The organism is Clostridium rhizosphaerae (assembly GCF_016765585.1).
Classification (GTDB): Bacteria; Bacillota; Clostridia; order Clostridiales; family Clostridiaceae; genus Clostridium_AT; species Clostridium_AT rhizosphaerae.
Map to the genome: position 1 here is coordinate 40753 of NZ_JAESWC010000008.1, position 25747 is coordinate 66499.

Annotated in this window: 21 protein-coding genes; 4 read left to right on the plus strand and 17 right to left on the minus strand. The window is 31.9% G+C overall.

From position 1 onward, the window contains the following. Positions 1–2 precede the first annotated feature (2 nt). A complete protein-coding gene (locus JK636_RS12970; protein ID WP_202749439.1) occupies positions 3–2000 on the minus strand; it encodes a fructose-1,6-bisphosphatase in 1998 nt (665 codons plus the stop codon). Positions 2001–2177: 177 nt separating this feature from the next. Further along, positions 2178–3212, minus strand: coding sequence for a S8 family peptidase (locus JK636_RS12975; RefSeq protein ID WP_243428227.1), 1035 nt, complete (start codon positions 3210–3212; stop codon positions 2178–2180). 408 nt (positions 3213–3620) lie between these two features. Between JK636_RS12975 and brnQ the strand changes: the two genes are divergently transcribed. The 3 genes from brnQ to JK636_RS12990 all read left to right on the plus strand — a co-directional run bounded on the left by brnQ (position 3621) and on the right by JK636_RS12990 (position 7575). Next, positions 3621–4934 carry a branched-chain amino acid transport system II carrier protein gene (brnQ, locus tag JK636_RS12980; protein WP_202749441.1) on the plus strand — a complete coding sequence of 438 codons (1314 nt, stop codon included), beginning with the start codon at positions 3621–3623 and terminating at the stop codon, positions 4932–4934. A gap of 164 nt (positions 4935–5098) precedes the next feature. Next, entirely contained in the window at positions 5099–6013 is a 915-nt protein-coding gene (locus JK636_RS12985) for a L,D-transpeptidase family protein (protein WP_202749442.1), read from the plus strand. Between the two features lie 227 nt (positions 6014–6240). Continuing rightward, on the plus strand, positions 6241–7575 hold the full coding sequence (locus JK636_RS12990) for a CCA tRNA nucleotidyltransferase (protein ID WP_202749443.1): 1335 nt from the start codon (positions 6241–6243) through the stop codon (positions 7573–7575). Between the two features lie 30 nt (positions 7576–7605). On the opposite strand, the gene JK636_RS12995 is transcribed toward JK636_RS12990, so the two are convergent. From JK636_RS12995 to JK636_RS13010, 4 genes are read right to left on the minus strand one after another with little or no spacing between them, the layout of a single operon-like run. Then, complete coding sequence (locus JK636_RS12995; RefSeq protein WP_202749444.1) at positions 7606–8151, minus strand: amidase domain-containing protein; 546 nt, start codon at positions 8149–8151, stop codon at positions 7606–7608. A gap of 44 nt (positions 8152–8195) precedes the next feature. Continuing rightward, the gene (locus tag JK636_RS13000) at positions 8196–10409 is read right to left on the minus strand and encodes a transglutaminase-like domain-containing protein (protein WP_202749445.1); all 2214 of its coding nucleotides are present in this window, start codon (positions 10407–10409) and stop codon (positions 8196–8198) included. A 4-nt stretch (positions 10410–10413) separates the two neighbouring features. Beyond that, positions 10414–11577 (minus strand): DUF58 domain-containing protein, encoded by a 1164-nt coding sequence (locus JK636_RS13005; RefSeq protein WP_202749446.1) that lies wholly within the window; start codon positions 11575–11577, stop codon positions 10414–10416. A gap of 1 nt (position 11578) precedes the next feature. After that, positions 11579–12517, minus strand: coding sequence for an AAA family ATPase (locus JK636_RS13010; protein ID WP_202749447.1), 939 nt, complete (start codon positions 12515–12517; stop codon positions 11579–11581). Positions 12518–12685: 168 nt separating this feature from the next. On the opposite strand from JK636_RS13010, the gene JK636_RS13015 reads away from it, so the two are divergent. After that, positions 12686–13588, plus strand: a complete 903-nt coding sequence (locus JK636_RS13015; RefSeq protein ID WP_202749448.1) for an acetamidase/formamidase family protein — start codon at positions 12686–12688, stop codon at positions 13586–13588. Positions 13589–13665: 77 nt separating this feature from the next. Here JK636_RS13015 and JK636_RS13020 read toward each other — a convergent pair whose 3' ends face one another. The 11 genes from JK636_RS13020 to JK636_RS13070 all read right to left on the minus strand — a co-directional run bounded on the left by JK636_RS13020 (position 13666) and on the right by JK636_RS13070 (position 25692). Next, positions 13666–14760: a DUF871 domain-containing protein gene (locus tag JK636_RS13020; protein ID WP_202749449.1), complete on the minus strand. Its 1095-nt coding sequence runs from the start codon at positions 14758–14760 to the stop codon at positions 13666–13668. 29 nt (positions 14761–14789) lie between these two features. Next, positions 14790–15536: a copper homeostasis protein CutC gene (locus tag JK636_RS13025; protein ID WP_338025779.1), complete on the minus strand. Its 747-nt coding sequence runs from the start codon at positions 15534–15536 to the stop codon at positions 14790–14792. After that, the gene (locus tag JK636_RS13030) at positions 15529–16647 is read right to left on the minus strand and encodes a Sapep family Mn(2+)-dependent dipeptidase (RefSeq protein WP_338025780.1); all 1119 of its coding nucleotides are present in this window, start codon (positions 16645–16647) and stop codon (positions 15529–15531) included. The genes JK636_RS13025 and JK636_RS13030 overlap by 8 nt, the downstream gene beginning before the upstream one ends. Positions 16648–16654: 7 nt before the next feature. Next, positions 16655–17611: a glycosylasparaginase gene (locus JK636_RS13035; protein ID WP_202749450.1), complete on the minus strand. Its 957-nt coding sequence runs from the start codon at positions 17609–17611 to the stop codon at positions 16655–16657. A gap of 128 nt (positions 17612–17739) precedes the next feature. Further along, a complete protein-coding gene (locus JK636_RS13040) occupies positions 17740–18267 on the minus strand; it encodes a GrdB-related putative oxidoreductase (RefSeq protein ID WP_207751752.1) in 528 nt (175 codons plus the stop codon). Between the two features lie 13 nt (positions 18268–18280). Continuing rightward, complete coding sequence (locus JK636_RS13045; protein WP_202749451.1) at positions 18281–19642, minus strand: PTS sugar transporter subunit IIC; 1362 nt, start codon at positions 19640–19642, stop codon at positions 18281–18283. Between the two features lie 14 nt (positions 19643–19656). Then, complete coding sequence (locus JK636_RS13050) at positions 19657–19980, minus strand: PTS sugar transporter subunit IIB (RefSeq protein ID WP_202749452.1); 324 nt, start codon at positions 19978–19980, stop codon at positions 19657–19659. Positions 19981–20034: 54 nt separating this feature from the next. Beyond that, positions 20035–20358: a PTS sugar transporter subunit IIA gene (locus tag JK636_RS13055; RefSeq protein WP_021654215.1), complete on the minus strand. Its 324-nt coding sequence runs from the start codon at positions 20356–20358 to the stop codon at positions 20035–20037. Between the two features lie 74 nt (positions 20359–20432). After that, a complete protein-coding gene (locus JK636_RS13060; RefSeq protein WP_202749453.1) occupies positions 20433–21023 on the minus strand; it encodes an RDD family protein in 591 nt (196 codons plus the stop codon). Positions 21024–21045: 22 nt separating this feature from the next. After that, entirely contained in the window at positions 21046–22959 is a 1914-nt protein-coding gene (locus tag JK636_RS13065; protein ID WP_202749454.1) for a BglG family transcription antiterminator, read from the minus strand. 342 nt (positions 22960–23301) lie between these two features. Beyond that, positions 23302–25692: a VIT and vWA domain-containing protein gene (locus tag JK636_RS13070; RefSeq protein ID WP_202749455.1), complete on the minus strand. Its 2391-nt coding sequence runs from the start codon at positions 25690–25692 to the stop codon at positions 23302–23304. Between the last annotated feature and the right edge of the window lie 55 nt (positions 25693–25747).

Genomic DNA, 25747 nt, shown 5'->3' on the forward strand with positions numbered 1-25747 from the left:
TTTCACCGCTGTTCTTTTATAAGACCTTTTCTGTAAGCCTCTAGAAGCATTTCAAGATCTTTTATTTGAAGCTTCAATTCCCCGCCTATATCAGTATCGCCTACCCTTTTTCTTTCAACCTCCTGTTCTAAAACCACTGTAGTTGAAAGTATATCTTTCTCTTCTTCAATTGCCTTTTGAGTAGATTCAAAAGGCTCATGGGAAGCAAGTAAAAGGCCATAGGAGTTATATATGAGAGTATAACCAGCAATTCCCGTCTGACCTTGATAGGCCCTTGAGAAGCCTCCATCAATCACCAGAAGTTTTCCATTTGCTTTTATTGGACTTTCTCCTTTTTTGCTCTTAACAGGTACATGTCCGTTGATTATATGAGAAACTTTAGAATTAAGACCAAACTCCTCAAGTATTGAATTGCATATTGTTTCATTATCCCTGTACCTAAAATAGGAATTTTTATTTTCCACCTGAGTTTCCTTGTCATCTATAAAATATCTTTCAAAGGTTGTCATTTTATCTTTTCCAAAAAGAGGTGAATCTGGCCCAGTCCAAAGATACCATGTTATATCCATTCCATAAAGTTTAGCCTGTGGATTATTTTTGTAAAAGTAACCTTCTCTAGCTAAAATTTCAAGCCTATCTAATAGTGCTTTGCCGCTATACTCTTTTCCCGTTATTCCAATTTTAACCCTCTTAAAGCTTCCGTCCTCATTTAGTGGAATACATCCATGATACAATAAATTAGAGTTATATTGTAAATACATGCTTCCTTTTGCAAATAAGAACCTGATATGTTTTTGGAGCTTTTCGCTATTTAAGAACGAAGACTTAAGCTTTTCAATAAGTTCTCTTTCTTCTGTAGTAAGCTCATAAGGACTTTTAGAATCTATGGTTGGAAAATTAGAATCATTTAACTTGTAAACCTTTCCATCCAAATTTATAGTTTCTTCTCCAAAGTTTATTTTATTTAACATTAATCGGTCTTCCATACCAAAATACGGTCTTCTTTTTATTATTTCACCTTCAAGTTTAAATTGAATAATAGCAATTGCCTTATGCATCTGAGCAATTAACCTAATATCCTTATCACTATAATTTTCGCAGCCTTGAAGCTTAGGTATAAAACTTAAGCACTCGTCATTTTTATAAAACTCTAAAGCAAAGGTTGCTAGCGGTAAAAGGTTTATACCGTATCCATCTTCAATAGTATCTAAATTTGCATATCTGGCACAGATTCTTAATACAGTTGCTATACACGCTTCACTTCCTGCAGCAGCACCCATCCAAAGTATATCATGATTACCCCATTGAATATCAACAGAATGATAATCCATTACGGTGTCCATTATTATATCTGCACCTGGCCCTCTGTCAAATATGTCACCCACTATATGAAGTCTATCTACAACCAGTCTTTGAATAAGCTTTGCTAAAGCTATGATAAACTCATCCGCTCTTCCAATTCTTACAATTGTTTGTATTATTTCATTGTAGTACTCTTCTTTATCCAGCATGTCAGGCTGTTCGTGCAAAAGTTCTTCTATAATATAAGCAAAATCTTTTGGCAAAGCCTTTCTAACCTTGGAACGAGTATATTTTGAAGACACATACCTGCATATCTCAATAAGCCTGTAAAGAGTAATTTTATACCAATCTTCTACATTCTCTTCATCCTTTAGCATAAGTTCAAGCTTTTGTTCAGGATAGTATATAAGTGTAGCCAAACTTTTAATATCACATTGTCTTAATGAATTTCCAAAGATATCATTTATCTTTCGTTTAATAACTCCTGAAGCATTTTTAAGGACATGAATAAACGGTTCATATTCTCCATGGATATCTGTTAAAAAATGTTCCGTACCTTTAGGTAAATTTAAAATTGCCTGCAAATTTATTATTTCGGTACAAGCTGAAGCTATTGTAGGATATTGACTTGCCAGAAGCTTTAAATATTTAAGGTCATACATAGACTCATCAGTTAAATTTTCATCTGCAAACCCCATGAGTATCCCCCTATTTTCTTGATATTAATTAGCACATCACACAATATTATATGTGTATTTTTACAAATATGCTATTCTACACATAAATAATATAACATATATGAAAACTATTGCAATATAAAACAAATAAAAATGGATTACTATGAATTAAATCATAATAATCCATCAATTATAGTCTTAAAACTTAAGGATATTGTTTTTGGCACCTAATTTATCTGCCATTTCAACTGCCGCCTTTGCATTAATAAGTCCATAACCTGTTTCTTGATCTTTTCCTTTTTCCATAATATCAACAGCTGTTTTATCTAAAATGTATTCTATATCCTCTGAAGTTAAATTTGGATTTTGCGCTTTTATCATTGCTGCAACACCAGCTGCATAAGGTGCCGCCATACTTGTACCGCTTCTATAATCATAGTCACCATTAGGAATTGTGCTAAGTATATTTTCTCCAGGTGCCGCTATCTTAACAGAATCTCCATAATTTGAAAAACTGCTTTTTTCATTATAATCATTTACAGAAGACACTGTATAAGCACCTTCATCACCTGCAGGGCTGCTATTATCACAGTTTGTATTATTATTTCCTGCAGATACTACAACAAAAGAGCCTTTAGTTCTTGCATACTTGATTGCCTGACTTATAAATTCATCCTTTACATCAAAACCAACACTAAAATTTATAACATCTGCGCCTTTATCAGCTGCATACTTAATCCCTTTAGCTATAATGTCGGAAGACCCCTGTCCGTTTTTGTCCAAAACTTTTACAGGTATTATTTTCACGTCAGCTTTACCAACTACCCCCGTAATCCCAATATTGTTCTCAGCATCTGCTGAAATAATACCTGCTACATGAGTACCATGCCAATTATCATCCATAGTATCAGAAGTATTGTTTAGAAAATTATATCCTTCATCCTTTAATACCCTATTTTTAAGATCAGGATGATTATAATCAACTCCAGTATCTACAACTGCTACCTTTACCTCTCTCTTTTGCTGCAATATTATCCAAGCCTCATCACCTTTTATTTGGGAAATCCCCCATTGGTTACTGTAGTCTGTATTTTTATCGTTATTCGTATCTGATGCTTGTACACTTTTAGTGGAAGGCATAACCTTATAAGCTTTAATACTAGGAGAACAGCCTGATGCAGTAAAAACTAATGAAAAAACTAATGCATATAATATTAACCTTGACTTATTCATGTACATACACCCCCTTAATAATTTTGATTTATCTAATTCATAAATCTAAAGCTATTGTTCTTTTTAAATCACTACCGCTCTAAAGATTATTGATATCTCATTGTCAATTCAAAGTTTCCCCTGCGAAATATCTATTCATTTTTTATTAAGCAGATTAACTCGCAATCTACATCTATGATGCTTCTAATTATATCTTGTCGTCTATAAAAATCCTATGATGAGTTTCTGGAAAAATAAAAAAATAATAGAACATAAGTATATTAATTACCTATCGTTCTAATAAGACTCTGTCTTAGTCCTCTTCCCCCTATGTAATTTACTAGTGGGTTTTATAAATATCCTTAATATTTATATGAATTATGCACAATATAATCATATATTTTTATAAAAGATAATAAGGAGGCATCCATGAGAAAGAATGTTAAAGATATAGTTATAGTTGGTTTTGCATTATTTGCTATGTTTTTTGGTGCAGGGAATCTAATTTTCCCGCCCTATCTAGGCAAAATGGTTGGAAGTGATTTCCTTACCGCAATAATAGGTTTTCTTATAACCGGAGTTGGCCTTCCACTGATGGGAATAATAGCATCAGCAAAGATTAACGGCGGTTTCGAGAATATGGCAATTAGAGTTGGCAAAGGCTTTTCACTTATTTCTGGTACTGCAATGATACTTGCAATTGGACCTTTACTTGCTATTCCAAGAACTGCAGCCACTACCTATGAATTAGGAGTTAAGCCTTTATTTCCTGGAGTAAGCCCTTTATTATCTATTATCTTATATTTTTTAATAAACAGCGCTTTTGTTTTAAATCCCTCTTCTATTATAGATAATATAGGTAAGATATTAACTCCTATACTATTAATTATGCTTTCTCTTATTATATTAAAAGGAATCATCAATCCTATAGGAAATATAGAAAGCACTTCGATTACCAGTGTTTTTTCTATGTCACTGCTTCAAGGTTATCAAACAATGGATGCTATGGCTTCTGTAATATTTTCTTCAATAATTATAGGCTCAGTTGTTTCCAGAGGTTATACTTCTAAATCAAAAATAATTTCAACAACATTGCTATCTGGTGTTGTAGCAGTGGCAGGACTCGCCTTTGTCTATGGAGGTCTTTTATATCTGGGTGCTCAAACTGTAAAAATTTTACCTAGAGACATTATGAAAACAGAACTTGTTATAGAGATATCAAGTAGAACTCTTGGAGCCTTTGGGAGTGTTGCCTTAGGACTTTCTGTAGCATTAGCCTGTTTGACTACCTCTATAGGTTTAACGGCAACCGCTGCTGAGTATTTCAGCAAGACTGTATCAAAAGGGAAAGTATCGTATACAGTAAATGTAATGCTTATAACCTTGATAAGTATTATAATTGCAAACATGGGTGTAGACAGAATTGTAAAATTTGCCTCTCCTGTACTAAATATTTTATACCCTGTGGTAATAGTTCTGATTGCTATCACTCTTATTGGAAAACTTATTAAAAACAACTGGGTTGTTAAGTTTACTGTATATACTACTCTTATTTTCAGCATAATTGATACATTGATGAATCAATTTTATATTAATAGTTCTCTTAAGGATATATTCTATCTTATTCCTCTTTCAAGGCAAGGCTTTGCTTGGCTTATTCCAACATTATTAGTCTTATTTATAACCTCATGGTTTACTAAGATTGGTAATATAAATGATGAGGAGAATCAATCAGCAGCATAAGTAATAAATCTTATTCGTTCGTTTTTAAAACTCTGCCTTATTTTTGTAACATTATAAAATCCACCTGAATATACTGGTAAGGGACGATATATGTTCACAAAAATATGGCGGTTTATGATAATGAGTTTGATTATAAACCTCCATTTAATAAATTGGAGGAAATGATGAAAAGAAAGATTTTGCTTTTTATCTTGTCTTTCTCACTTTCTATAAATATTGCAGGATGTACTTACGAAAAACCGTCAAGTAATGTTAAAGTTTTGTCTCCGCAAAACAGCAGTATTGCTGATGAAACCAAAAACAATACTTCTAACTTAATTGAAATACCAAAATCCGAAGATAAGTCTAAAGAAGAATCTAAAGCTGTAAATTCTCCTATAGAACAGCCAAATCCTCCCCTGGTTCTAAAAAAAGGTGACAATGGCGATCAGGTTAAAACCATGCAGCAAAAATTAAATAAGTTCGGCTATAACTTAACAGTTGACGGAAGCTTTGGTCCCTCTACTCATTTTGCAATTATTGATTTTCAAAAGAAAAACAAAATTACTGCAAATGGCTTGGTTGATTCTGCTACTTTAAAATGTTTGGATAAAACTCCTACAGCCGAAACTACTTATAAGCCTTCCTCACAAGATACTAAAACAGCAGTAAATAATGCAGCCTCCTTAGAGCAATATGTCAACAGTAAAAGCTTTATAAGTAAAACAAACTATTTTATATGGGCTGATCTATCTAAACAGAGAGTAAATATATTCAGCGGCTCAAACGGAAAGTGGGAGCTTATAAAATCTTTTACCTGCTCCTCAGGAAAGTCCTCTACTCCAACAATAAAAGGAAGTTATACAGTTGGAGCTAAAGGAAATTATTTCATAGCTGACAGCGGAGCCAGATGCAAATACTATACTCAAATAAGCGGAAATTATCTTTTCCACAGCATACTTTATGATAATAAGGGAGAAAAAATTATAGACGGAAGATTAGGTATTCCTCTTTCACATGGATGTGTAAGATTAGCAGTAGAAAACGCTAAATATATTTATGATACTATACCTTCCGGAAGCTTAATATATATAAACTGAGAAGAGTTTTTAATACTCTTCTTTTATTTTGTATATGAAGGACTAATTTTTATTAAATAAAACATACTAAAAATACTACTGCTTTTAAAAAATGTTATACTTATATTACAGATACACTAAACTATTAATTACAAACAATAAAAACAAAGAATATATGACATTTTTATTGCCGCTAATCTAAGTTTTCTTGCATTGCTTGTGTTTAATTAGTTAGCTAGGAGGTTTACATGAAAATTAAGTTAACAGAAGATGTTTCATATATATTAGATATTTTAATTAAAAATGGATATGAAGCTTACATTGTGGGCGGCTGCGTGAGAGACAGTCTCATTGAAAGGCAGTTAAAGGATTGGGATATTACAACGAGTGCTAAACCAGAGGATATATTAAGACTTTTTGAAAAAACTATTCCAACCGGTATAAAACACGGAACTGTTACTGTTGTTTTAAATAAAAATAATTATGAAGTGACTACCTATAGAATTGATGGATATTATTCCGATAACAGACATCCTGACGAAGTAATTTTTACAAGCTCCTTAAAAGAAGATTTGAGCCGCAGAGATTTTACTGTTAATTCTCTTGCCTATAATAGCATCAATGGTTTAGTTGATATGTTTGATGGTATATCCGATTTACATAACCGTTTAATAAAATGTGTAGGAGATCCTGATAAAAGGTTTAATGAAGATGCGCTTAGAATGCTTAGAGCTATTCGTTTTGCCTGTCAATTAGATTTTACTATCGATGAAGAAACATACAAAGCTATAAGTAGAAACTATGCTCTTCTTAGAAATGTAAGCTCTGAAAGGATTAAAGATGAGTTTTGCAAAATACTTCTAACATCAAAGCCAAGCAGAGGAATGAAAATGCTTCTTGAAACAAAACTGCTGGATTATATAGTTCCTGAGCTTACGGAAAGCGTCGGCTTTGACCAGAAGAATCCTCATCATGATAAAAATGTTTTTGATCACATTATGTCTGTATTAGACAACTCTGAAGAAAATTTAATTGTAAGACTCGGTGCACTTTTTCATGATATAGGAAAACCTAGAACCTTTTCAATAGATAAAAAAGGCATCGGTCACTTTTATGGCCATAATGTTGTAAGTGCTCAAATGGCTGAAGAAATTCTAAAAAGATTAAAATTTGATAATAAAACTATAGAAAAAGTAATTATAATAATTACAGAACATATGTCAGCATACAATAATATGAAAAACAGAACGTTAAAAAAATTCATTTCAAGAGTTGGAGTAGATAATCTTGAGGACTTATTTCAGCTTCAGATTGCAGACAGCAAAGGTCATAAGAAAGATGCTGATTTCAGTCCTATAATAAAAAGGAGAGAAGAAGTAAAAAAAATATTAGAGAGCGGTGAACCTTTTACAGTAAGTCAGCTTAAGATTAATGGAAATGATTTAATTGCACTTGGCTTTAAACCAGGAAAATATATTGGTGTACTTCTAAATGAACTTTTAGAAAAAGTTATGGAGAAACCTGAATTAAATAACAGAGACTCTTTATTAAAAATTGCAAGAGAAAAACTTGAAAATAAATGAGCATGAATAAAAATCATGCTCATTTATTTTTTAAGAAATTTCTATTTTCATAAAATGCATCTTTTTAGCAGCTGGTTTTATATAGGATATATTCTGAGCATCATAAGTATGCTGAGATATTAAAGGTACTCTCCTCCCGCCTTCATTTGTAAAATCTGTTATTATAGTTGAGTGATATATAAACCCTTTATAGTTCTCATATTGTATTAAATCTCCAAGTTCAAGCTCCTCAATATTTTGTACTTCAACAGCCTTTAAACCTGATGCTCTGCTCTGTCCTCTTATTTTGAGAGTCCAGTAAAGGGAGTGCGCCACAGCCCAAGATACTGACCAAGTATCATTGTTTCTATTTGCTATATTTTTTCTATACCACCAAGGTGAGGAATCATAGGAAAAAGGTGAGCCTCCTGCTTTCAAGCATTGAGATATAAAATTGGTGCAATCTCCTCCTCCATCACCATGCAGACCAAAATATCTGTACGTTTCATTTGGCGTTAAAGAATAATTTAATGCATACTTTGATGCTTCCTGCCTATCATAGCTATTTACTCTATAAAAATCCCCATAGTAATACATAGATATACCCTAACAATTGTTATTACTTCTATATTATGCTTTAGCTAAGATTTTGGTTTATATCTTAAAAATTTATCAAAGTAATATTTAAAGCAGTTTTGTTTTTCTTTAATATATTTTTCAATAAATAAATATATTTCAATTTTATCCAAATTTACTGCTGTCTGTTTACCATAAAACTCTTTATAGGCAGCATCAACCACAATCTTGATTGCTTTTCTCAACCTTTCATCTTTTATCCCCTCTATCCACAGCATATCATCTTCATGATAATTTTCACTTACAAAACTTAATCGATGTTTTACATAATTATAAAATCCTGTATTGCTATTGGACTTTAAGATATTATTTTTAAGCATTATAAACGCAATTGTTTTGTATACTGCAAAAGCAAGTACCAATACGATAACTAAGCTTATAAAACCAATTATATACTTTACTAAACTGTTACCCTCTAAATTACTTAAGCTGTTTTTTTCACCTTTTATATGAATTTTACCTTTTTCATTACTTCTTGTTACTATACGAGCTGTGTTAGGATTAGCATCTTTATATTCTTCTCTCTGTGCCCCTACAGTTGAGTCAACAATACACCATAAATCTTCATCTGGATACAAAAGTATTTCAGTCCATGCATGGGCCATATCATTTGTAACCTCATATATACCCTCTAAATCCTTTTTATTAGTCATATTAAAGCCTTCTACATATCGCGAAGGTATACCTGCTATTCTACACATTATAGTTTCTGCAGTGGCAAAATAGGTACAGTAGCCCTTCTTTTCAGTAAACAGAAAATAATCAACAAACTCCCTGCCTTCCGGAACATCAGATACATCTAAAGAATACTTGTAATTTTTCGTCAGGTAACTTTGTATGCTTTCTATTTTTTCCTTATTATTCTTACAGTTATTTGTTATACTCTTTACAAGCTTATAAACCTCTGGAGAAATGTTTTCAGGTACCTCTAGGTACTTTTGATACTGTCTATTGGTATTTTCATCATAATTTATACTAATATTATCTTTATAAACATTAGAAAAAAGTCCTATATTATCTTTGCTTTCATAAAAACTTACAGTGTAAGAACTATTTATAGATGTATTTCCTAGTACTATAAAACTTCCTGTACCATCAACACCTAAATATCCTTTTGAAAGCGACACCTTATAAGGAAAGCTTGGAGAGAATATAGTTGATGTAACCAGTTTTTCAGGATGCACTATAATACTTTTTAATTCAATGTCACCTTTAAGGTACTTTTTAAGATTATCAGAAGCATATCTTAAATTAGTACCTTCAGCTTTTCTTTCATAGCTTTCACCAGTTTTAGTCCATTTGAATCCATCATAATAATCTTTCACTATTCCTTTTAAGTAATAAGTATCATCGGCCTTTACTTTAAATGCCAAGTTATAATCCAGTTCTATTGGTCCTCCTAACTTGCCCTCTTCATTTGAATAACCGGAATAAGCCAAATCATATGCATTGTTAATACTTTTTATTTGCTGATTTTTACTAACACTTAAATAATCCTCTATTATTGAAACTGAACTTTTAACTCCAAATACTTGTATTGCGAAATAAGAAAAAATACCCATAAATAATGAAGTTAAAATTACATATTGATAAATTTTACTTTTTGATACTGAATCTTTTATTCCATTCTTCTTTAACCTTTCTGATGAATTAATGAATCTATTGCATCCATAGACTGTCATGCTAAGCACAACAAAAAATATCATAAACTTCTTCATTTTAATAAACTCAACTGAAGGTGCTAAGAATAACATCAATAAAACATTTATCAGTATTAATATATTCCCTAGTCCCTTTTTATTGAGGTATATCATCAACACTGTAAAAATAGGAATTATAATTGCAAAAAACGGTATATAAATATAAAAATATGTTTCCTTTGAATAATAAAAACTTCTTTGTATTATTTTGTAGTAAACTTTAAAATTACTAAATTCAAATCTTGACAGGCAAATTATGCAAATTAAAATTATAGTAATTAGAGTAATTAAATATAGTTTCTTACTTGCTGAGGCTGATATCCTATTAAACAAAACAAATAAAAATAATCCCTTAAAAAACATTCCAGTTATAATAAGGTAATTAAAATCTTTGATTAAGTAGGCCTCCTGGATTACCTTAGACATTAGTAAAATAAATAAAAAAAGCATTATCTCAAAAGTATAATTTAAAAATACCTTTTTAATTGGTATTTTTATATTTTCAAGTAGCTTTTTCATATCTTCACCTGCCTTCCATTGAATGCAGCATACTTTCTATACTCATACATTCAACTCCTAAATTAGAAAGATAAATAGCATTTTCCTTATTCTCAATAGTATTATAAAAAATCGTAATACCATAGCCGTAATTTTTAATCATAGAAATATTATTACATAGTAATGCATCAATCCTTGAAGTAATAAGAGCGATATGCACGTTTCTTTGAAGTTTATAAAAATTTTTATATAGGTACTCCGATATTTCATCTTCTCCATCACTTTTTTGAGTTAGAAAGAAATCCATCAAAATTTCAAACTGATCTTTTGATGATATATTTATACATCTGTTTAAAATGCTATTTACAAATACTCTTGTACAAATACTTCTTAACTGCATATACTTTACTATAGATACGCATAAATCCACCATTGCTTCTTCTTTCTCACCATGTTTATCTAACTCAATATTAGCCTTATTCATGTTTAGAAAAATCGCAAATTCTTGACCTGAAATACTATCAGAATTTTTTACAAACAATTCATCATGTTTTGCACTAACCTTCCAATGCACCTTCTTCAAGCTGTCTCCAAAATTATATTTTCTTACATCCTTTATAGTAAACATATCTTCATATGTACTTTTAATATCAATAGCTTGCTGATAAATATCCTTGCCGCCAATAGGCAGCTTTTGAATATTGTATATTTTGGGGTATACTTTCACTACTGCAGAACAATCAACAATTTTTTTTAGTTTGAAAATATGAAATAAATCTGATATTTCCAATTCTATTGTTCCTAAATCATAAATTCCCCTATGATAAAATTTGATATAATTTCTTATCCATACATCTTCCTCTTTTGTAATGTTAATTATTTCACCTTCGTACCCGCTGCTGCCTTCTATATAGCTTAAGGATCTTACCACTATATAGGGTGCTGGCAGAAAAAAGCTGCACTTAACTATGGTTAAACACTCTACAGCATCGCTTGATGTATGAATTGTATCATCTATTTTAACTTCAGCTGTAACAAAGTGTTTTTGAATGATTATATAAATATACGCTATTATGAATATAAAAAACAAAGAGAAGAATATACAGTATGGTATGATTCCCCCTTGATATATAGCTAATATAAAAGAAGCAATAAAAGTTATCAAAAACTTTTTATCTATATTAATCATATTACCTCACCTTTGGCAGTGGTATTTTATCTAAAATTTCTTCTATGATTTCATCTACGCTTAAACCTTTCGCCCTTGCCATGGAAGAAAGCGTTATTCTATGGCATAAAACTGCTTTCGCGTTATTCTTTACATCCTGTGGTATAACATAGTCCCTATAATCTATGAAAGCGTTTGCCTTGGCAACTTTTAAAAGAGCTAGTGCAGCTCTAGTACTTGCCCCTAAGGCTATATACTTATTTTCCCTAGTAGCATTTACTATAGATACTATATAATCTGATACTTCCTTTGCTGCAAAAACTTGTCTTACTTTCTCTTGAATTCTTACTATTTCTTCCTTTTGACCAATTATTTTTAGTTTTTTAATCGGTTCTTCATTTCCGTAAATCTGAAGTATTTTAGATTCATTTTCCTTATCTGCATATCCTATTCTAACCTTCATCATAAATCTATCCAGCTGGGCTTCTGGAAGTATAAAGGTTCCTTCATACTCTATTGGATTTTGTGTAGCCAGAACAATAAAAGGCTCTTCAAGCTTGTAAGTATTAATTCCTTCTGAAACTTGATTTTCTTCCATAACCTCTAAAAGCGCTGATTGAGTTTTAGGTGAAGTCCTATTTATTTCGTCAGCTAAAATAATATTTGCAAAAATAGGACCCTTTCTAAATTGAAAGTCACCAAGCTTTTGGTTATATATAGAAATACCTGTTATATCTGAAGGCAGAAGATCAGGTGTAAACTGAATTCTGCTGTAAGATAAATCCAAAATTTTAGCTAAGGTTTTTATAATTGTAGTCTTACCTACTCCAGGGACGTCCTCAATTAAAATGTGTCCTCCTGCAAATATTCCTTTGAGAATATCATATATTTCTGCAGTCTTTCCAAATATAACTTTCTCCATATTTCCTACAATTTCTTCAATTAAATCTTGTTCTTTCATAATTCCCCTTCCCATCCGCTATTAATGAATATTTAAACAGATTTTATAACTATATTTTATAACAATATGCTTTTTTTTACCATAGAAGTATAAAATTTACCTTACTTATTGACATTATAAATATTTATTATTACTATTACATTAAAATTACATTTGGGGGAATTTGCCATGAATTATAAACTTACCTATGAAAAACATATTTTTAATTTTAGTAAGAGTAATACCGTCGCATTAACAGTCTCTTCTGGAGATAGTATAGAAATAGAAACTATGGACTGTTTTGCAAATCAGCTTACAACTCCAGAAGATAAATTGGAAAGTATGGACTGGGATAAAGTAAATCCAGCTTCCGGACCTATATTTATAAGAGAAGCTTTCAAAGGTGATACTCTAAAAGTTACTATTGAAAATATACGTTTAAATAATCAGGGTGTTATGGCATCTGGAAAAGATTTAGGCGTATTAGGAGATTTATTAGATGGACTTGAGTCAAAACTCATACAAATAGAAAATGGTAAAGCAATTTTTAATGACAAGATTTCAATACCTCTAAATCCTATAATTGGGGTCATTGGAGTTGCCCCTGAAAACGAAGCTGTAAACTGCGGCACACCTGGAACTCATGGCGGAAACATGGACAATACTATGATAGTTGAAGGAGCAGTATTATATCTTCCGATATTCGTTGATGGCGCTTTATTTGCTCTTGGAGACTTACATGCAGTAATGGGAGATAGTGAAATTGGTGTTACTGGAATTGAAATTGCTGGAACTGTGAAAGTAAAACTTGACGTTATAAAAAATTTAATAATTGAAACTCCAATGCTTGAAAACAACGATTATTTTTCTACTATTGCCTCCTCACAAACCCTTGACGATGCAGTAGCCGACTGCACAAAACATATGTTTATGCTGCTTTCTAAAAAGCTTGAAATTCCTAAGCATGAACTTGTGATGCTACTGAGTGTTGTTGGACATACTCAGATATGTCAGGTAGTTGACCCATTGAAGACTGCTAGATTTATAATGCCTAAATGGGTACTTGAAAAATATAAGTTTAATATATATTAATCCAATTAAAGCCTCCTTAATCTTAAGGAGGCTTTAATTGGATATTTTAATAAGCTTCTAAAAATAATAGCTTATATCTATTTTGTTTTAATAAATCCAAAAAGATATTCAGGTTTTAATAAATCCAGTAAAATCAGATCCTGTTCTGCTATTCTGCCTACAAAGTTTCTTTCACCATCATTAGGCATATCCCTTGAAATTATTTCTAACTCACCTCTATAGTGGGATAAGTTATCATTCACTATAACTATATCACCTCTATGAAATAGCTTTTCATTATATTTACGATATGGGATTATCTTATTTCTATAACTTCCTCTTGGCATGCTGCTGCGTACCATAAAGTCCGAAGCATCACCTCTGCCAAAGTGAGGATAATTATATATGATATTTTTTTCTTCCACAGTAATATTATCAGCCAGATTAACTCTAAAGGTTATCTTAGATTTATCAACCTCTGATACTGCTTTTAGTTCCTCTTCTGCTGCATAGGCATTACCTATTATGATATCATCTATTTTGTTAGTAGCAAGCAGATGCCTGGCTTGTAAATCTATAGGAAGTTCTCGATGAATTTCACAAGTAGGCAATCCTTTATATACAGGCCAAGGTCCAAAGGTGTCTTCATTATTGCTGGATATAAAGGCAGCAACGGGAAGTCCTAAGCTTTTATACTTATTAGTAAATTCCATAAATTTATTCCATCCAAGTCCCGTATATTTCTGCGGGTAAAAATTATGACAAACTATCATGTTATGAATATTTGCACCTCTTTCAATCATCAAGTCCAAAGCTGCGTTGGTGCTTCCGTTGAACTCAATTTGAATTCCATATGGATTATGAGTTATTGCTATATCCTCAATTTCACCAAAATGCCCATCAAGGCGAACAATATCTACCTTCATATCACTGAATGGCTTTAGATCATATGGCGTAGCTCCTAAATGTGAAAAAACTTCTGGATTAGTGTCTACAGCTACTATAAACCCAAGCTCATGCGCTTGTTTCATAAATCTCGTAAATTTTTCTATAATAAATTCTTTTGTTTCCTTAACTGATAGTAAACAGGTAAAAATACGTGAAAATCCATATTTTGATGCCAATTTCATGTATTCATAGTCCTTCTCCTCTGTTGAATGTTCAGGATAAATAGAAATACCTAATCTATGCATTTTAACACTACTTCCTTTCAATATTATATTTATTGATGAATAATTTTAACCAGTTCTTCCACAACCCTTGAATCTACTGTATCATAAGAAAAATCATCATTAGCATAAGCATAACTCACATGGTTTTTTGTTGTAGTTTTATCCTTAAGCCATGACTTGCATGAACTATGAATTTGAGTAATTCCTGTGTAATCCATTATTTTTTTTGCATTTTCAGTATTTATTCCACTTCCGGCCAATATTTCAATTTCACTTCCATAATCCTTCTGCAAGTTTTTTAATAATTCCATTCCTTGTTCAGCCTTGGGTTCTAAGCCACTAGTAAGAATACGATCTACACCTAAACCAATTAAATTTTCAACCGATTTAAATGGATTGTTGACACAATCAAAGGCCCTATGAAATACTACTTCCTTTTCCTTACCATATGATTTAATTGTATCAACTACTTCTTTAATCTGTGAAACATTAATATCTCCGCTCTCCTCCAAACAGCCAAAGGCAATTCCATCTGCTCCATACTCTAGCATTACCTTAATATCTAATAAAAGTATTTCAAAATATTCCTTGTTATAGTAAAAGCCTGCTCCTCTAGGCCTTGACATACAAATAACCTTTAAGTCAGTATTCTTTTTAGTCAAAATGAGATTTGCAATACTTGGAGTTAATCCTCCCATATACAAAGCACTATTTAATTCCACTCTATCTGCTTTTCCTTTATATGCCTGAATACAGTCATAATAGCTCCCACAGCATATTTCTACTATCTTATTCACTAGCTTCACCTGCCAATTTTATTAAACTTAGTGCATAAATCTTTGCATTCATCACAATATCTTTAGTATCCATCCACTCGTTTGGATTATGTCCTATTCCTTTTTGCCCTGGAAAACTTGGGCCAAATGGGACAATATTAGGCATCACTTTTGCATAGGTACCACCTGTAGTAGTTACTGGCGTACCATCAAAACCTGTTACCTCTTCATAGGCTTCCTTGAGTTTCCTTATCAAAATACAATCTTTTTCAAACCTTACAGGTTCGTAGTTATGAATCAATTCTAAGGCTAATTTTTCAGGCATCTTGGTTTTTATTTGCATAATAATTTTTGAAATAGTCACATTTGCAGGATAGCTTAAAGTAAAATCAAATATACATTTGTCTTTTTCCATACTTAATTCATATCCACGCATCTGCATTTTCCCAAATTCCTCGTCGGAGAAATCGATACCTAATAGCTCTCCATTATCTTTGCTTTGCAAAAAGTACTTGGTCACAAAGCTAAAAAATTCATTTAAATCTGATTTGTTAGCTTTTACCATGAGCTTAGCTCTGCCTCTTTCACCATAAACAACAGGATATTTGCAATCTGGTGTCCATCCCATGATTGGAGGTTTCTCATATTTTAAATAATGTTCAACATCCTTCATTCCTGTTTCTTCATTAGTTCCAAATATGATACGAATTGACTTATTAAATTTAACCCCACACTGTTTGCAGGCATATAAAGCATATAAACATGACATAATTGGGCCTTTATTATCTAATATTCCTCTTGAATATATTCTTTCATCTTTACAATATCCGCTAAAAGGAGGATGAATCCATCCTTCTCCGGCTGGAACAACATCTAAGTGTCCTATGATTCCTATATAATCGCTTCCTTCTCCTAATTGAGCATAACCAGCATATCCATCTAAGTTTTTTATTTGAAATCCAAGCCTATAGGCAATTTCCAATACTTTTATCAAGCAATCGCTAATTCCTTTTCCAAAAGGCATTCCTTGAAGAGTCTCACCTGCAACACTATTAATTTTGACTATATCTATAATGTCTGTAATCATCTCTTCCTTTAATTCATCAATTTTTTTAAAAACAGTATCTCTCACTTCAACCTCACCTTCTAACTAATGGTGCAGTTCTGGTTTTCATATAATTATCCAGCCATTCACTGTTTGCTTTTTCATGAATACATTTACCATTTATATTTTTTGCTAAGTAGATTATTGGCTCCTGATGCTCGGTAGTCACAACAAACGAGAATCCTTCGATGTTAGTTGCAACTCCCCACTCACCTTTATTGTTCATAGCTATTAATGATAAGTCCCCTGATTTCCCTCTTCTTTCCTTAAGTTCTTTATCAAGCCTGTTTACAGCAATTTCACAGGCCTCCTGAGGGTGATGACCTTCTTTCATTAAACGAACAATCTCGTAAGAAATGCATCCCTTCATTAAGTCTTCACCTAACCCTGTTGCACTAGCTCCCCCTACTTTAGAATCCACATAAAAGCCTGAGCCAGAAATTGGGGAATCACCAACTCGTCCCTTTTTCTTCATAAACAAACCACTAGTTGAAGTGGCAGCAATCATATTACCTCTTTTATCAAGACCTACCATGCCTACTGTATCATGTCCGCTGTAAGGTTTAATTTCTTGTTCCTTTATCTCTTTAATACGATTATAATAGTGAATTTTTGCACGTTCAGTCAGCATATTTTTGCGCTGAAAGCCCTCTTTATGAGCAAATCTTTCTGCACCTTCTGCAACCAATAGATTATTCACTTTTTCTTTGCTTAATCGTCTTGCTATACTAATAGGATTAGCATAATCCTTAATTGCAGCAACAGCTCCAATATCTAAGGTAGTTCCATCCATATATGCCGCATCTAATTCTACCTCCATATCTTCATTAGGAAGCCCTCCATAGCCTACAGATTTATAAAATTCAAAATCTTCTACTTCTCTGATTGCATTTTCAATCGCATCTCCTGCAAATCCCCCATCTTCTAAAATTTCCCTTCCTGCTGTAATGCCCTCAAAAGCCATACGCCAAGTTGCAATTATCCCATACATATTATATTACTCCTTCACATATAAAATTAACTTCATGAAATCGATAATAACTTACTTTCTATTTTATATAATTATAGTTGAATATACTATAATTAAAAGAGGATGTTACATAACACCCCCTTTTAATTTTAGAAGCAAATCTGACTAATTAATGATGTAACATTCTCTTTACTAAATAATGCTTTAGCTAATTTGCACATATTGTTTAACGAGTCATTTAGACCTATTCCGCCTTTTTTAGGAGTAACTACAATATTTACTTTATCTTTAAATTCGCATATTGTTTCCTCGTTCTCAGCAGACATGGCTGCAAAAGCTGGAATATTTACCGTTTTGTTTATATCATAGGCTACTTTTGCTGCCATACTAGCATAGTCTTTATAATTAAGAGCCGGGCCACATATTACTACATCAGGATGCAGCTTATTTACCATGGCACAAAGCTTTCTTGACACCTCCTCAGGATCAGCTAAATATGTACCATTCCCGCAATAAAGGCAAGCGATTACCTTACCGTCGATTTGTTTAAGGAATGGTTCCATCATAATCGCTGGACCCAAAGGTTCCCTTTTAGCACCTAGTGGTATCATCTTGTCATCTTTAGTGCCTGCACCCGCTTGTATTTGATCATAAATCATTATGATTTTAATAGCCATTTGAAATCATCTCCTATAGGTCATCGAATGATAAATTCTCCAAAGAATCATCATCATCTTCCTCAGTTGCTTTAGCCTCTTCATTTATATATTGCTTATCCATAATTTTAATAAATGGCATGTATATGAATACTCCTAGTATTAATAATGCGGCTTGAAGCAGGGCACCTACCCAGTTTGTTGCTAAGAAACCAGAAATAATTATTGGAGTTGTCCATGGAATATTAACACCATTACAAATTGGGACTAATTTTAGACTCATTGCAACATACGAAATAATTATATTTAAAGTTGGTACTAACATAAATGGAATCAACATTGTTGGATTCAATACTATAGGTAAACCAAATACTATTGGTTCATTTATTCCAAATATCCCTGGTACTAAAGCTAATTTACCAAGTTCTTTAATTCGTTTTGATTTACAGAAAAATATCATAGCAATTAATAGTGATAATGTAGAACCGCATCCTCCGAACGTAGCAAATAAATCTTGGAATTGTTGAGAAATAATATGGCCTTGACCAACACCGGTTTTGAAAAATTCCAAGTTTTCAGCAGTTAGTGTCTGAAGAATCGGATTATATACTGCACCTACTACAGAACCACCATTTACTCCAAAGAACCAGAATAAATGAAGGAAAATATACGCTGTAATCATTGCTCCTAATGTATCACCTAAATTCATTAACGGTAGTTGCAAGAACTTAAATACAATTGTGAAAACATCTGTTTTAAAAAATCCGAAAAACAAATTAATAACAAAGAATACAGTTATAACCAAGCCAGCAGGTATTAAAGCTGCAAATGATTGTACAACAGTTGGTGGAACACCTGCAGGCATTTTAATTATCCAGCCTTTGCGTTCAGCAAAGGAATAAATATGAACAGCTAAGAAGGCAGAAATAATACCAATAAATATTCCTTTTGCTCCAACCCATCCAAGTGGAAGACCTCCTCCTAAAAATACCTGAACTGGATCTGAAACACCTTTAATCTGCACTTTTCCTGTCACACCATAAGGCATAATTAAAAACCAAGCCATAATAGATACTGCAGCTCCAAAAATTGGGTTTGTTTTCATTTGCTTAGCAAATGAGTATCCTATACCAAGCACTGCAAATATCGCCATAATTGAAAATGTTGCATCAGCAGGCTTTCCAAAATAAGCTGCTAATGTAGATCCATTTATTTTTACAGACTCTAACCAATTAGTCCATGCAGGAATTGGGAAATTAGCAATTAATAAAAACAATGACCCTACAATTAATAATGGTGTAGATACTAAAAAACCATCACGTATAGAAATCAAATATTTATTTTTGCCAATGGATTCAGCTAATGGCATTAAAACTTTTTCTAACCACTTAAGCATACTTTTCACCTCTTCTATTTATTTGCTGATTTAATTAATTTCACTGCAGTTTTTAAAACCTTTTTAGCATTCATCATGCCATAATCAGTAGGATCAATGACTGCAATAGGAATTCCCATTGCTCCAAAATCGTTTACAGTCTTTTCATACAAGTATTTAACTTGTGGTCCAAGTAAAATACAATCTGGATGAAGTGTTTTTATGATTTCGTCTAATTCATTGTGCGGAAAAGCCTTAACTTCAACTGGTAATGAATTTTCATCAGCAGCTGTTTGCATTTTACTTGCTAGTATACTTGTTGACATCCCTGCACTGCAAAATAAATAAATTTTCTTCATAAATCTCCCCCCTTTCCCCTATTTATTGCATTACTATTAAATAATTTATAAGATTTACTTATTTTCTAAATTAAAAATTCTCTCATAAGTTTCGATTAACTCAGTCGCTAAAATTTTACAAGTTTCAACTGACATTAACTGATCTTCTGCATGAAGCAATAACAAGTTAGGAGTAACTTGTCCATCATTTGCTTCCTGCTGTATTAGTTTAGCATGTGAGTTATGTCCTTGATTAAAATATGCTTCACCTTCACTGATGCAGGTTTCAGCCTTTTTGAAATTGCCTTTCTTAGCTTCTTTAATTGCCTCGATAAAGCTGTTTTTAGCCATACCTGCTGAAGATATAATTTGAAAACAGGATAATTCTAATCCCTCCATAGCTGTCCCTCCCTTCTTGTAATTATAGTATATACTCTTTATGAGGTTATGGACTTTACTATCCTTTCCTACTATTAGGAAGCATTATTAACACATATTACTTTGGTGTTAGAAATCAAATCATGTATAGCTTTTTGATCTTTTCTAAATATAACAAATATTCCTGATAAAACACTTATTACAATACCCACATACATTAGTGGGGTAATTAAATTGATATTGGTGATTAGAGATAGTACTTGATGTAATAGATTGCTTGGAAATATTAACGCTCCTTCGATTAAAAGAATTCCTATTATTTGCCTAACAAACAACTCTTTAAACATAATGGAATCATATCCTTCTTTAACTATCTTAAAATGACACCATCGTTTTCCTAAGGTTTGTCCATTCCAAATCACTAATGGAACAATCATATAATAGAAAAGTGCAAATCCTAATCCTGTGCATCCTGCCAGAATCGCATACTGTTTAGGATATTGAAATAAATTTGTGTTTAAATCCTGTGTATTCGTAACTTTCATATATATCAGCACCATTGGCAAAGAAGTAAAAATACTTCCTATATACCAATCAACCATATAAGCAATAAATCTTTTCCATGATGGAACTTCTTGTGAAACTGCTAATTTAGTTTCATTAGATGTTTTTATTACCTTTTTCATAATTACACCCTCAATCCTTAACTTATTTTAAGACTTCATCCATAAACTCCCTATAGCTATCTGCCTCTAACAACCTGGAAAATTGGTCAGGATCAGAAACCATGTTGCTTAGCCAATCGAAGAATATTTTTAATATTTTATAGTCATCTTTATTGATAGCAAATAGTATTACAAATCGTACTTCATAGTCCCCCCATTTAATTGGCTTATCCATAATTGCAATACTCAGCGCTGAATGATTTATTAAAGCCTCATTGAGCCCATGCGGAGTTGCAAATCCATAATCAAAAGATGTTGCAGATATCTTTTCTCTCTGCAGAACGCTGCTTTTAAAAGCTTCTTCAACGTATCCTTTTTCATACAGGGCATTGCACATCTTTGTAATCAAATCAACATGGTTGTCCACATCTACATGAACGTAAAAAAATTCTTTCTTAATCAGCTTTAATACCAATAATTTAAAATCATCTTTACATCTAACTTTATCCAATCCATTCAATACCTTGAAAATTTTGTTTTCATCTTCATAATTAACAAATAAAGAAATCTGCTCTGTTACAATGCGCAAGTTATGCTTCAATGGAAGTGTTGTTAATATCAAATCAGGTTTTAAATCATCAATTGCTTTTTTCTCAAAGAAACTCATATGCTCAATAATTTCTAAACGTTCTCCGAATCTATTAAGAATCTTTTCTATACACAAATTTGACATAGCCTCATCCCTAGGATGAATTATAACTACTTTGTATTTATATTTAGAGTTTGCACGAGCATATGCAACTCCTAGATGCAATGCGATAAATGCTATCTCATTTTCACTAATAGTAATATGAAGCTTTTTCTCAAGTTCTTCACAAGCTCTAACCCCCATTTCAAACACTAAAGGATAGTTATGTTTAATTTCTTGAAGGTACAAATTATCTATATCAACATTATTTCTATACCGCTCTATTAATGCCCTAATATGTGTTTCCAAACCATTTCTTAGTTCACAGTCGCAGCTAAAGTCAACATCAAATGTCTTTTTTATATCAATGAAAATTTCTGTTAATACTGAGGAAATTGAACAATCACTTTGGCACCGTAATACTTTATCTGTATAAACAGTGCTCCTTCTTCCAAGCAGCAATAAAGCTAGTAAAACAACCTCATCCTCCACAATGTCAATTCTTATTTCTTTTGCCAGCTTTTCAAAAAATGTTTTTGAAATTTTATATTCAAGACTAAGTTTTAATTCATCATTATTTCTATCAGTCTTTATATAGTTATGCCGTATGATACGTTCAATTGCAATTCCTATATGCATTATTATCATTGTAAATGTAAGTTCACGAATGTGATAATGATATTCTTCAAATGTATCCTGCAAAATATCCTTTACCTTGATAAGATTAAAATTTTTATAAAAAGAAGCAATCTTATTTAGGTTTAAAAAGTTGCCTTTTATTTCACTTTCCAACAACTCTTTATACAATTTACGCTTTTGCTCCTCTGTACCTTCCAAGCTTATATGATTTTTACTCCTTATAAGCTGTAAACCATCATAAGATTCAATTGTTTTTTTTATCTTTTTAATATCATTATCAATAGAATAGCCTGAAACAAAAACCTTATCCTGTAGTAATGTCAGGTTAATTTCATTTCTCTCGAATAATAATTCTTTAATAATGTAGATACATCTCTCTTCAGGAGTCTGAGGAATAATTCCATAAGTCTCTATATCTAAACTTTGAAAATTATCTTCATTCATTCTATATCCTAATCTTATATTTGACTCAATTAAAACATCTTTATAAAATTCATTAATATGAGAGACATCGCTTCTAATAGTCCGATCTGATACTCCTAATACCCTTGCCAACTCCTTGCCAATGATCCACCCATTATTATCATGCATATACATAATAATTTTTTCTTGCCTTTTATTTAACACCATATTACCTCTTCCCTGAATCATTATTTATATTATTATTATATATTAACACTTCAGTTATTTTACTGAATAATTTTCCTAGTATTAGGAAAAGAAAAATAATCTATATACTTATGAGATTGATTATAGTATATTCATTCCATTACATATTAAATTTTCACCAAAAAACTTTCAAAATTAATTTATTTCTTTCACATGCTGCTTTATCAAAGAAAAACTTATAAACCAATAAGTACGCTCTATAAATAAATTAATAATTAAAAAGGGTATAGCTTCAAAGCTATACCCTTTTTCACGGTATTTTTAAAAATTATTCTTAAATCGTCTTTAGATCAACTCTTTTTATTATACAGATTTCAATATTCCTAATTTAGCTAAATTATATATTGAATCTTTTTCATCAGTAATGATAAGTCTCTCTTTTATAGTTTTACCATCCTCTGAAACATTAAATAAAACAGGAGCAATATTCCTTAATGTAACTCTTGCAGTTGAATTTATTAAATTAACAGCCTTCTCGTTTCCATAACCTTGAAGCTTAAGGCTTAATTGAGACAACACCCTCTCCGCTTGTTCTGACAACTGACCTTTTATTATTCCCTTTTGAGTGCATACCCTTAATGCTAATATCGCCTCAATAGATAGTTTTTCATCAAACCATACTTCATTTTCCTCAAAAGCTTTTAATAAAAACTTTATCGATTTTGTAAGCTGATTTGAATACATGCTTATATCATCTTTTCCTAAAGTAAAGGCTAATAATACCATAGCTGTAGTTTCAAGCTTGTTATATACCTGGTCTTTATTTATATCTACAAAGCTTCCATCTGCAAATTGATTTTTTGCAAGTACCCTTAGTATATTGGCTCTTGGATACTTAAAATCTAAAACTGCATTATCTCCATTTTTCTGTATGTCTTCCTTAGCAGGTATTCCCGTCTGCCTGTAAACAAAAGTCGGCACATCAAGAAAGTTTGCATGAGATATATTTTTTTCAGTTTCCTCTGATACATTAAGAGGAACTATGTGAGTTATTGGCATTCCAAGCACTGGGTCTTCTATAATTTCCAACATGATAAAAGAAGTCTCAGGACTTATTATTCCATGTTCCTTAGAAAGTTCGATGACCTTTTTTTTCATTGAGTCATAAACTTCTCCTCTTTCTGTTCTCATTCTCTCTTCTATGGATTCAATTCTTTTTCTGCTCCAAACTCTTTGTATAAGTTCAGCGTTTTCCTTGAGGTCCAAACCATCTAAATCTATTGTTTTAATATATTCTTCAATTCCAACTTTACCTCTTATAGTAATTTTTCCTTCAATTTCTCCTGCAACCTTAGCAAAAATAGAGAAAGGTTCCCTGTTGTACAAATAGTCAATAGTTCTAGGATAGGTCCTCTCAACTTTCATACTTCCCCAATCTATTTCCTGAATGTCTACCTGTGGACTTTCTATTCTGCTAAATTGCTTAAGAACCATATCATCGATTCTTTCACCTTCATAAATGAATTCAGCCTTTCCATAACCAAGCTGAGCAAGCTTATTAATAACATAGCTGTTAGCAGAAGTATCGATTCCAAAAGTAAATATTCTGTTGTCTCCTATGTTATCTTTAACGTATTGAAGCACTTGTTCTTCGTTTTCTACTATATCATCAGTAAATAAAAGTATAGTGCTACAACCTATAGCATTTCTCTCTGACAGAGCATATTTTAAAGCTTCAAAAATTTGAGCACCTTTCTTAGCTGAAAGACTGTTAATCCATTCAGTAGCCTTCCTTAAGTTCTCTTCATTAAAAGGAACCTTCCCAAAATCGGAGAAAAAGTGTAATTTGCTTTCAAAAGCAACAATATTAAAGCTGTCTCCTTCTGATAGATTTCTAATGCAAAGCTGAAGAGCATTTTTTGCCTCTTCGAGCTTTGTTCCTACCATAGAATGGGATATATCTATAAGAAAAATATAATTATTCGGTTTTTCCTCTTCTAAATTATCAAGTTTAGGTAGAAGCCTTAAATAAAGAATACCTTTATCTTCATTATCATCCATGTATTCGTAAATCATCCCGGCAGCTTCTACAGGTTTTTCCTCTGTTAAGAAAAGAACAAAGTCTTCATCTCGTCTAGTATTATTTTCATCAAAAGTTACTTTTGCCAAATTAATATCTTCTTCCCATTCCACATTTATTTTATGAGAAGGTGATTCAATATTAATTTTAGCTAATGGCTCTATAAGCAGGTTCAAACTGCTTTTGTATTCATTATCCACGTTAGTTTGTTCATAATCCATATGTCTTGGCTGTAATACAGAAGGTATTGTAAGCATAAGGCTGTCATCTTCGTAAACAAGCATATCCATATAAGAAAATTTTATTTTAACAGATTCCCCAGGCAGTATTTGACCAACGCTGAATTGATAAACATTAGGAGAGGGTTCCTCTAGTGAAAGAAAGTTCACTTCTGTTTCATTTGAATCCTCATATATCTTTTTAGCTTTTGCCTTGTCTTCTACTATTGCTTTTAAAGTCCTCCCACCCAAAGCTGCCTCAAAACCTGTTATTACTGCAGTATCAGGTATCGGAAAGGTATATACTCCATCTATATTTTCTTTACCTTTATTTTCATAAACCTGCTTTATGGAAATCTCAACATATTCCCCACAAATATTTCCACTTATCCCAACCTCTTTTAAATAAACCTCCCCCTGTAGAAGCTTGCTTCCCTTTAGACCATACCCAATCATAAAAACCCTCCTTATACATTTAAACCCAACATTTATATATTACTTATACTTTCCA